Origin of the sequence: Tamlana carrageenivorans (assembly GCF_002893765.1) — a bacterium.
Lineage (GTDB): Bacteria > Bacteroidota > Bacteroidia > Flavobacteriales > Flavobacteriaceae > Pseudotamlana > Pseudotamlana carrageenivorans.
This window is the reverse complement of record NZ_CP025938.1, coordinates 4,106,620-4,116,543: the sequence shown is the minus strand read 5'-3', so window position 1 is coordinate 4,116,543 and position 9,924 is coordinate 4,106,620. Positions and strand designations below refer to the sequence as shown.

Annotated in this window: 12 protein-coding genes; 6 read left to right on the top strand and 6 right to left on the bottom strand. The window is 33.6% G+C overall.

Annotated features, from left to right (window positions below; all coding sequences use genetic code 11):
* Nucleotides 1-190 precede the first annotated feature (190 nt).
* Nucleotides 191-595, top strand: coding sequence for an acyl-CoA thioesterase (locus tag C1A40_RS18045; RefSeq protein ID WP_102997266.1), 405 nt, complete (start codon nt 191-193; stop codon nt 593-595).
* Here the strand turns inward: C1A40_RS18045 and C1A40_RS18040 are convergent.
* Genes C1A40_RS18040 through C1A40_RS18025 form a run of 4 tightly spaced genes read right to left on the bottom strand, consistent with a single transcriptional unit; the run spans nt 590 to nt 3,277 of the window.
* Entirely contained in the window at nt 590-1,198 is a 609-nt protein-coding gene (locus C1A40_RS18040) for an IMPACT family protein (RefSeq protein WP_102997091.1), read from the bottom strand. The two genes, C1A40_RS18045 and C1A40_RS18040, sit on opposite strands and share 6 nt — an antisense overlap.
* A gap of 8 nt (nt 1,199-1,206) precedes the next feature.
* Nucleotides 1,207-1,821 carry an HAD family hydrolase gene (locus C1A40_RS18035; RefSeq protein WP_102997090.1) on the bottom strand — a complete coding sequence of 205 codons (615 nt, stop codon included), beginning with the start codon at nt 1,819-1,821 and terminating at the stop codon, nt 1,207-1,209.
* Nucleotides 1,814-2,818: a bifunctional diaminohydroxyphosphoribosylaminopyrimidine deaminase/5-amino-6-(5-phosphoribosylamino)uracil reductase RibD gene (gene ribD / locus C1A40_RS18030; RefSeq protein ID WP_102997089.1), complete on the bottom strand. Its 1,005-nt coding sequence runs from the start codon at nt 2,816-2,818 to the stop codon at nt 1,814-1,816. Before ribD ends, C1A40_RS18035 begins: the two co-directional genes overlap by 8 nt.
* A gap of 3 nt (nt 2,819-2,821) precedes the next feature.
* Nucleotides 2,822-3,277 (bottom strand): LEA type 2 family protein, encoded by a 456-nt coding sequence (locus tag C1A40_RS18025; protein WP_102997088.1) that lies wholly within the window; start codon nt 3,275-3,277, stop codon nt 2,822-2,824.
* Between the two features lie 54 nt (nt 3,278-3,331).
* On the opposite strand from C1A40_RS18025, the gene C1A40_RS18020 reads away from it, so the two are divergent.
* From C1A40_RS18020 to C1A40_RS18005, 4 genes are all read left to right on the top strand, one after another.
* Entirely contained in the window at nt 3,332-3,823 is a 492-nt protein-coding gene (locus C1A40_RS18020; protein ID WP_102997087.1) for a GNAT family N-acetyltransferase, read from the top strand.
* Nucleotides 3,820-4,668, top strand: coding sequence for a peptide chain release factor N(5)-glutamine methyltransferase (gene prmC / locus C1A40_RS18015; protein ID WP_102997265.1), 849 nt, complete (start codon nt 3,820-3,822; stop codon nt 4,666-4,668). Before C1A40_RS18020 ends, prmC begins: the two co-directional genes overlap by 4 nt.
* On the top strand, nt 4,665-6,665 hold the full coding sequence (ligA, locus tag C1A40_RS18010; RefSeq protein ID WP_102997086.1) for an NAD-dependent DNA ligase LigA: 2,001 nt from the start codon (nt 4,665-4,667) through the stop codon (nt 6,663-6,665). Before prmC ends, ligA begins: the two co-directional genes overlap by 4 nt.
* 93 nt (nt 6,666-6,758) lie before the next feature.
* Nucleotides 6,759-7,481: a hypothetical protein gene (locus tag C1A40_RS18005; protein WP_102997085.1), complete on the top strand. Its 723-nt coding sequence runs from the start codon at nt 6,759-6,761 to the stop codon at nt 7,479-7,481.
* Between the two features lie 188 nt (nt 7,482-7,669).
* Here C1A40_RS18005 and C1A40_RS18000 read toward each other — a convergent pair whose 3' ends face one another.
* A complete protein-coding gene (locus C1A40_RS18000) occupies nt 7,670-8,581 on the bottom strand; it encodes a bifunctional metallophosphatase/5'-nucleotidase (protein ID WP_102997084.1) in 912 nt (303 codons plus the stop codon).
* 4 nt (nt 8,582-8,585) lie between these two features.
* Nucleotides 8,586-9,278 carry a 5'-nucleotidase C-terminal domain-containing protein gene (locus C1A40_RS17995; RefSeq protein WP_241910453.1) on the bottom strand — a complete coding sequence of 231 codons (693 nt, stop codon included), beginning with the start codon at nt 9,276-9,278 and terminating at the stop codon, nt 8,586-8,588.
* A 124-nt stretch (nt 9,279-9,402) separates the two neighbouring features.
* On the opposite strand from C1A40_RS17995, the gene C1A40_RS17990 reads away from it, so the two are divergent.
* The gene (locus C1A40_RS17990; protein ID WP_102997082.1) at nt 9,403-9,924 is read left to right on the top strand and encodes a DUF6913 domain-containing protein; all 522 of its coding nucleotides are present in this window, start codon (nt 9,403-9,405) and stop codon (nt 9,922-9,924) included.

Sequence of the window (9,924 nt, the reverse complement as noted above, 5' to 3'; positions counted from 1 at the left end):
TTTAGTTAATATAGATTTTAATTGTTAGTTTAGAAATCAGCGAAAATTGAACTTTCGCACCCTCTTTAATAGTGGGGCAAATATGTGAACAAAAATCTTAAAAAAAAAATCAATAGCTATTGAATATTTAGATTTTTTTACGCATGTTTAGCCCGTAGCCGAAGCTACAAAAAAATATCCACTTATGAAGATGAAATTCGATGAAATACAAATAAGAGTTCGTTATGGTGAAACTGACCAAATGGGGGTCGTTTATCACGGAAACTACGCCTTATACCTTGAAATGGGTCGTATTGAGTGGCTTCGTAAGATAGGCGTGTCTTATAAAAAAATGGAAGAGGATGGTATCATGTTGCCAGTTGTTTCTATGACCTTAAACTATAAAAAATCAGCGGGTTATGATGATGTAATTAATGTAAAAACACAACTCAAAAAATACCCTTCTGTAAAGATTGAATTTGACTACGAAATTACTAATTCTAAGGGTGAAATTTTAACAACAGCGAATACCGTTTTAGTTTTTATTGATAAAACAACGAATAAACCTACAAGACCTCCAAAATATGTTTTGGATGCCATAGATGAGTTACTATAGTGATTTAATTTTTATTTCATAAAGATTATTAAAAATCTCGAAAATTGATGAAGAATCTTTTTTTCTTACCGTTATGGTGATCTGACAATCTAATTCTAATTTTTGGTGCGCGATGTTTAATTTTTTATCTTTTATGATCCTCATAACTGTATTCATGTTTTTATAGTCAAATGTTATGAGGAAATCTTTATTAATGGTTTTCTTAATGATTTTTGCAGCCTCTAAAGAAATTTGTGCCGAAGTTCTATAGGAGTTAATAAGTCCGCCAACTCCCAACTTTACGCCTCCAAAATAACGCACTACAATAATAAGGACATTAGTAACATCAAAAGACTGAATTTGCCCATAAATAGGCATGCCTGCAGAATTACTTGGTTCGCCATCATCATTCGCCCGATAGGTGATTGTTTCTGTACCTAATTGGTAGGCATAGCACCAATGTCTGGCCGAATGGTGTTCCTTTTTAACATCTACTAAATGATTTTTGACTTCATCCTCATTAGTAACTGGAAATGCATACCCAAAGAACTTGCTGTTTTTTTCTTTGAATAAGGTAGGTTCAATGGATTTAGCAATGGTTTTATAGGTGTCTTTTTCAGTCAAAAAAATATTTATTTAAAAAGGTTGCTTTTGGTTTCAAAAAGAGTGCACACATCTTCAGTGCCAGGAGTGATGTGCCAAGTTTTAAAGTTAAGGTTATTAGCAGTTGCTATGTTGTCTTTGTTGTCATCTATAAAAAGACATTCATTGGCCTTAATATTATTGTCTGCTAACACAAATTCAAAGATATCTGCATTAGGTTTTATAAGATTGATCTCGTGTGATAAGTAGAATTTGTCAAAACAGGCTTTGAATTCATCAAAAAATTCAACGTTTTGTTTGATGTACTCAATATGAAGCGCATTAGTGTTACTCAATAAAATGAGTTTGTAATCACCTGATTTTTTTAAGGCCTTAATAAACTCTAATCGGGCTTTAGGAAAATCTTTCAGCATGTTATTCCATAGATCTACTAATGCTTCTCTCGAAAGTTTTGGGAAGTTTTCAGAATAAAAATCTAAAAATTCTTCTGTGCTAATTAAGCCCTGTTCGTAAAAACTGTTGAAGCCTAAAATTTCATCTGGAAAGCTGTCTATTTCCATGGTTTCAAAGGCGTTTTGTTGAGAGCCGGGTATATCTAAATTGATAAAAACATTACCAAAATCGAATATTATGGTTTTAATCATTGTTGTAAATTTTTAGAGTATCAGAAATGATGTTTTCTTCGTGCATCAATTGACCAGAGAATCGTGGTGATTTGTTGCCTTTTTGGAAGTGAACAGGTCCTGTGAAAACTCGTGCTTCATCCCAAAGATTTTCATCAATAAAAGTTTGTAAAGTTTGCGCGCCACCTTCAATAATGACGGAGTTGATTTCCATGTTAAACAAAAGGTCGCAAATTTGTGAAGCGATAGGTTTTGAGAAATCAATAAGGTCTTTAGTGATGCTTAAAGTTTTTGCTTCACTATTAAAAATAGCGAGGTCTTTGGAAAGCTTCTGGTTTTTGTCAATGGCAATTCTAAAGGGGTTTTCTCCTGTCCAATCTCTAACGGTTAAACTAGGGTTGTCTTCGATAACGGTGTTTGTGCCCACTAGAATAGCTTGTTCTTCCATACGCCATTTATGCACCAAAATTCTGGAATAGGGGTTGGTAATCCAAACGGGAGCTTGTGCTTCCTTTTTTACTGGCGATAAAAATCCGTCTTGACTTTCGGCCCATTTTAAAATAATATAGGGGCGTTGTTTATTATGAAAGGTAAAAAAGCGTTTGTGATGCGATTTACAGAGGCTTTCTAATACACCCACAGTAACAAGGCAACCGGCGTCTTTTAATTTGGCGATACCTTTACCCGCTACTTTTTCATTGTCATCGATACAACCAATAACAACCTTAGGGATTTGATGTTTGATGATTAAATCACAGCAAGGTGGGGTTTTCCCATGGTGTGAGCACGGTTCTAAGGTGACGTAAATGGTCGCTTCTTTAAGTAATTCTTTATTTTCAACCGATTTGATGGCGTTAACTTCTGCATGGTTTCCGCCGAATGGGCTGGTAAATCCTTCGCCAATAATTTTGTGGTTATGAACAATTACACAGCCTACCATAGGGTTAGGTCTGGTGGTGCCTAATCCATTTTTTGCAATTTCAATGCAGCGTTTTATATAGACTTCGTTAGTGTTCACTAATTATAGTTTTATTTCTATGTTTTCGGTTTTGTCGATATTATAGGTTCTTGAAAATCCAAAAACTTTATATTTTATGTCTCCTTTGTATTGTACTTTGATGTTTTTATTTAAAAAACTACCCAAGATGCTGCTTAGGTTTTTACTACTCAACAAACTATCTGTTGGGATTTTCGAGGTCAAAGGAATTGAAAACTCCTTATTAGCTGGAACTTCAAAGGTCTCAGAAGTTACGGTTGCTATATCGTTATCATTAACAAAAACTTTTAGTCCGTTGGTTGAAAGTTCGCCTCCAACAGAATTCGGGTTTTTAAAATGGGCTTCAGCATTTAAAATGATGTATTGGGCATTGTATTCTGAAACTTTGACATGATAAACGCCTAGAAATTCAGGTTTTTCTTGAACTGAACAACTAAAAAGTGCTAAGCATAATGTTGATAAGATTAATAGCTTTTTCATTTCTATTTAGTTTTGATTTGGCGTATCTTCACGTATTCTTAAAGGCTAATTAAAGTGGGTAAAGATACTACAGTTATTCGAGAAATTGAAGCTAAGGATAATGCTCAAATTGAGGGTGTTATCAGAGCGTGTTTTTACGAATTTAATATTCCTTTAGAAGGTACAGCTTACACCGACCCCGAAACATCTCATATGTTTGAGGCTTACCAAAATGAAAAGGACCTGTACTTTGTCCTCGATTTTAAAGGTGAAATTCTTGGAGGTTGCGGACTAAAACCGTTGATAAATCATGAGTCTGAAATTTGCGAAATTCAGAAAATGTACTTTTCGCCCCAAGTAAGAGGTAAGGGATTTGGTCATCTTTTGTTGCAAAAATGTATTAGTGCAGCAAAAGAATTAGGTTATAAAAAGTGTTATTTGGAATCAGCACCACAATTAAAAGCAGCTATCCATCTTTATGAAGAAAATGGCTTCGTGCATTTAGATGCGGCATTAGGAAACACAGGACATCATGCTTGTGGTATATGGATGATAAAAGAATTATGAGACTAAAAGATATACAAAAAAAGTTTCACGCCGAATTAGATAGCCTCTATGCGACAGAGGAAGTCAATAGTTTTTTCTATACGCTTATCGATGTGTTTTATAAAGTTTCGCGTATAGATTTAGCGATGGATACCGAGCTTCGTATTGTTGACGATCAACCCATAGAAAAGGCTTTAAATCAACTTATTAAACACAAACCTATTCAGTACATTATTGGGGAAACCGAGTTCTACGGCTTACCCTTTAAAGTGAATAAAAATGTGTTAATCCCTAGGCCTGAAACAGAAGAGCTTGTCGAGTGGATTTTAAAACATAAAAAGGAAGATGAAACGCTTAATATTTTAGATATTGGTACAGGGAGTGGCTGTATAGCCATTTCTATCGCTAAACATTTAAAAAATGCGTCGGTTTATGCACTCGATATTAGCGAAAAAGCCTTAGAAGTCGCTAAAGGAAATGCATTGCTTAACGAGGTTCATGTTGAGTTTATCAATGCTGATATTCTTACAACCAATTCCATAAAAAATTTAGAGTTTGATATTATCGTTTCGAATCCGCCTTACATTAGAGAAAAGGAACAGCGCCTAATGAAGCCTAATGTTTTGGAGAACGAACCGCATTTAGCCTTGTTTGTTAAAGACGATAATGCCTTGCAATTTTATAAGGCTATTACAGAGTTTTCAGTACATAATCTGGTTGAAAATGGCGAATTATTATTTGAAATTAATGAGTTTTTAGGAAATGAAATGATTCGACTATTACAAAAACATCAATTTTCTAACATAGAATTAAAACAAGATATCTTTAGAAAAGATAGAATGATAAAAGGAGTAAAGCATTCATGAATACAGTTGAACAAGAAATAAAGCGTTTGCGCGACGAGTTAAACGCTTATAATTACAGTTATTACGTTTTGGATCAGAAGGAGATATCAGATTACGATTTCGATTTAAAACTGAAAACACTTCAAGATTTAGAATTGAAATATCCAGAGTTTTTTGATTCGAACTCGCCAACACAACGGGTAGGCGGAGAAGTCACCAAAAATTTTGAAACCATAGTTCATGAGCATCGCATGTATTCTTTAGATAATTCTTATTCTAAAGAAGATTTACAAGATTGGGAAAACCGGATAAAAAAAATGGTTGATGGAGAGATTGAGTATGCTTGCGAATTAAAATACGATGGAGCTTCTATCAGTTTAACTTATGAAAACGGGGTATTAGTTAAAGCTGTGACGCGTGGTGACGGATTTCAAGGTGATAACGTGACGGCCAATGTAAAAACCATAAAATCGGTGCCTTTGCGATTGAAAGGTGATTTTCCTGATAAATTTGATATCCGAGGAGAAATAATTTTACCTTTTGAGGGCTTCAATAAAATGAATGAAGAGCGCATTGAAATAGGAGAGGAGCCTTATAGAAACCCGAGAAACACGGCTTCAGGGAGTTTAAAGCTTCAGGATAGTGCCGAGGTAGCTAAACGTCCATTAGAGTGTTTACTGTATAATATTACTGGAAACAATTTAGGTATTTCTTCTCAAATTGAAAGTTTAGAAAAAGCAAGACAGTGGGGATTTAAAGTACCAGATGCGTCTAAATTAGCACATTCTATTGATGATGTTTTAGAATTTGTAAACTATTGGGATATTAACCGTCATCATTTAGCTTATGAAACCGATGGCGTGGTGATCAAAGTTAATAGTTTACAGCACCAAGAAGAGCTTGGTTTTACCGCGAAGGCCCCGCGCTGGGCTATGGCTTATAAGTTTAAAGCCGAGCAAGTTTCAACAAAATTAAACAGTATTAGTTATCAGGTTGGTAGAACGGGAGCGATTACCCCAGTTGCTAATTTAGAACCTGTAGAACTAGCCGGAACAACGGTAAAACGTGCTTCCTTGCATAATGCCGATCAAATTGAAAAATTAGATATAAGAGTAGGTGATGAAGTTTATGTTGAAAAGGGTGGTGAGATCATTCCAAAAATTTTGGGTGTTGATTTACTTAAACGTGTTCCAGAATCTACACCAACAGAATATATAACACATTGTCCTGAATGTGGCACAGCCTTGGTGCGTCAAGACGGAGAAGCTCAGCATTATTGTCCTAATTATAACGGATGTAAACCACAGGTTATTGGTAGAATTCAACATTATATATCAAGAAAAGCGATGGATATTGATGGCTTAGGTGGTGAAACAGTAGCTTTATTGGTTAATGAAAATTTGGTTTCAAATTATGCCGATTTATACGAGTTGACTAAAGAACAAGTAGTGCCTTTGGAGCGCATGGCTGAAAAAAGTGCTGACAATTTGATAAAAGGTATTGAGCAATCTAAAAATATTCCTTTCGAACGTGTTTTATTTGCTTTAGGTATACGTTATGTCGGAGAAACGGTGGCTAAAAAATTGGCAAAACATTACAAAAGTATTGATGCTATTATGACTGCTGGTCAAGAAGAATTAGTAGCTGTAGATGAAATAGGTGTAAAAATTGCAGAAAGTGTGCGATTGTTTTTTGAGGCTGAAGAAAACGTGCAAATGGTAAACCGATTAAAAGCCTTTGGTGTTCAATTAGAAATGAGCGAAGATCAACTGAAAGGTCAAACGGAATTGCTTAAAGGCGACATCATTGTTATTACTGGGGTTTTTGAAAAAGTGTCTAGAAACGAACTTAAAAAGCTAATAGAAGATAACGGCGGTAAAGTGAGTAGTTCGATTTCGTCTAAAACAAGCTATATAGTAGCAGGTGCCAATATGGGGCCTAGTAAAAAAGATAAAGCCGAAAAGTTAGGGGTCTCCTTAATATCTGAAAGTGAATTCTTGCAAAAAATTAAAAATTAGTTTGTTTTTATCTGGAAAATAAGGCTTTACTTGAATATTTAATACTATTTTAGTTTAAATTTGGTCTATATTAGAAATGAAACGTCGTTTTTTATGATAAAACCCAGAGTTCTTGGTGTTATTATAGCGCTTGTTTATTTGTTGTTTGTTTATTTACAGATAAGCAGTAATGATATTGTATCTAATAATTTACAGGCTCTATTAGTGCCTCTTGTCGCTTTAGGGTACTTGGTTTTTGAAAATAAAAAAACGCATTACTTTTCCCTTTTCATTTTTTTGTATGCCCTGTCAGACCTACTAGATTTAATTGTAGACTATATCAATTACGATGTGTATTACTATCTAGGAAATGGGTTTTATATGCTTAGTTACCTTTTTTTACTGTTAGAAATATTAAAATTTACAGATTTTAATTATGTGATAAAGCGGTTCAAAGTTCATTTAGTCGTTCTGTTTGGTTTAAGTGTATATCTTATTTATGTACTTCAAGCCATTGTAAGTCCATTTGTACGGTTTACTAATAAATACTATATCGAAATGGCCTATAATGTGCTATTAGTTGGTTTGTTGTCTTTCGCCTTGCTAAATTATATTCATAAGGAAAATAAAAAGGCGTTATATGTGTTTATTGGTGTTATTTTAATTGTGTTTGCCGAATTTATTTGGGTGGCAGATAATTATATTGTTAAGAAGAATTTACTCACCATTATCTCGTCTACCTTAGCTTTAGGCGCTTTCTTTTGTTTTTATAAACAGGTCCAATTTGCTGTTGAAGAAGGTAAGGAATCCCGTGTGGCACTAGATAATAATTTTTAAGTATTTTATTTTAGTTAGAATTATTTTCAACCAAATTACATGGATAGGTCAAGCTTTAGGTCATGTAGAGCTTGTCGGAAAAATTTTAATAAGTAGTAAGCCCATGTTGGTTTAATAATATCAACCAGACAAGTTAAATTAAATAGTGTCTTCAGAAAGCCCTTTTTAATGCCTCTAAAACTAAAAGATTAAACGCCAATAGAAACGCCTTTGGCTGAACTGTTTTTATTAGAATCAAAATAAAAATCGATGCGACCAACGTTAATACCATAGCAACCTACTTGATTGACCAGGGTATTTTTACCATCAAGGTTTTTTACGATTGTTGGTTTCGATAAAAAAGTGTGCGTGTGTCCTCCAATAATTAAGTCGATGTTTTTGGTAGCTTTTGCAAGTTTAATATCTGAAATTTTATTTGAATTATAATCATACCCTAAATGCGATAAACAAATAACCAGATCACAACCTTTTTCGTCTTTTAAAATTCTAGTCATATCCTGCGATATTTCAATAGGGTCAAGGTATTTTGTTTCTTTGTAATTGGCTTCAGTAACTAAACCGTTGAGTTCTATGCCTAACCCAAAAACACCAATGGTAATGCCGTCTTTTTTGAATATTCTGTAAGGTTTACAATGGGTGTCCATTACCGTATTTGTAAAATCATAATTTGCAGAAATAAATTCGAACTCTGCATGTGGTAATTGAGCATAAAGTCCGTCAATGCCATTATCGAAATCATGATTTCCTAAAGTTGCAGCATCGTATTTTAATTTACTCATGAGTTTAAATTCCAGTTCGCCTCCGTAGTAATTAAAATATGGTGTGCCTTGAAAAATATCGCCAGCATCTAATAATAAGGTATTAGGGTTTTCTTTTCTAATGCTGTCAATTAAAGTTGCACGTCTAGCGACTCCGCCTTGGTTGGGGTTTCGAGGGTCGTCAGCAGGAAAGGTATCGATGTGACTATGTACATCGTTGGTGTGTAAAATGGTTATTTTTTTAAAACTATTGATGGTTGAAAAGGACTGTAAACCTAGTCCGCCCAGAGATATTAATGCTGTTCCTGCCGATGCTTGTTGTATAAAATTTCTACGTTTCATAATCTTAATTAATTTTAATAAATCTGTCGTCTCGAACAGGGGAGATACGGTCTACTTTCATAAAATAATCAATTAAAGTATTTCTTATTTTATAATCTAATGGGTATAAGTTTTCGTTTGGCTTAAAAAAAGTCATGTTGTCTCCTCCTTGATATAGATAATCGTTAGTGGCAACATAGTAAGTTTTGTCATTATCAATAGCAGCTCCACTAATTTTGGAATCTACTAAGGCATTATTTTTATCTATTGTAATTTGTAATTTAGAAATAGGGTGAGCTTTTTGTCCTTTTACAAGGTAGTGCACCAAGTCATTAACTTGATTCCCTTTAATCGCTACGACTACAATACTGTTTTCAAAAGGCATTAATTTAAAAGCAGTGCCTTTACTAATGGCACCTTCGGGTAGGTTTGAACGAATACCTCCATAATTTAATATTACCATATCAATATTATGCCCCGTTCTTTTTAGGAAAATTGGATTGGCTTGTTCGTAAGCTATATCGGCCATTAAATTACCCAGTGCGGTATTTAATTCGCCATCGGTTTTATCGTAGGTGTTTGCCGAAAAAGCAATAACACTATCCAAATCTTTTTGAATATGTTCACGATATGGTTTTACATAATCGTCTATACTGGGGTCAATAATCAGTGAGTCAGTAATTTGTATTTGTTTTCCTTGTATTTTTGAAAGATGCAAATCACTGTTTTTGCAATTCAGTAAAAGGAAAAAATATAACAAATAAATTAAATGTGTAAACCTCATTCTTTAATATTAAAAATTGAACGTACTTTTGCTACCTTTGCGGAAATTATAAAGATAAATGATTTTAAAGGTTTTTAAAGAAAAATCTATAAAAAAGCGTATTAATAAATTGTTATCCGAGCGTATAGTAAAATCTGATAACACCGTTGCAAAAACATTAGGAGTCCTTGTAAATGTGGATGAGTTTAATGATTTGGCCGCATTTGAAAAATTGGCTAAGGACTTTAAAATTCAGCCTATTAATTTAAAAATAATAGGGTTTTCAGGAGATAAAAAGAACGAGCCTCATGGGATAGATACTTGTTATTATCTTGAAGATTTTAGCAGAAATGGTCAAGTGAAAAATATCGAATTGCAATCTTTTTTGGATGAGGATTTTGATATTTTGATTAATTATTACGCCGAAGATATATTAGAATTGAAGTTGTTAAGTGTACTTTCTAAAGCAAAATTTAAAATAGGAACTCTGCAATTAGACGAACGCATAAACGATTTAATAATTAAAATTGAGTTGAAAGATTTTAAAGTATTTAAAACGGAGCTTTTTAAGTACCTAACGATATTAAATAAAATTAATTAA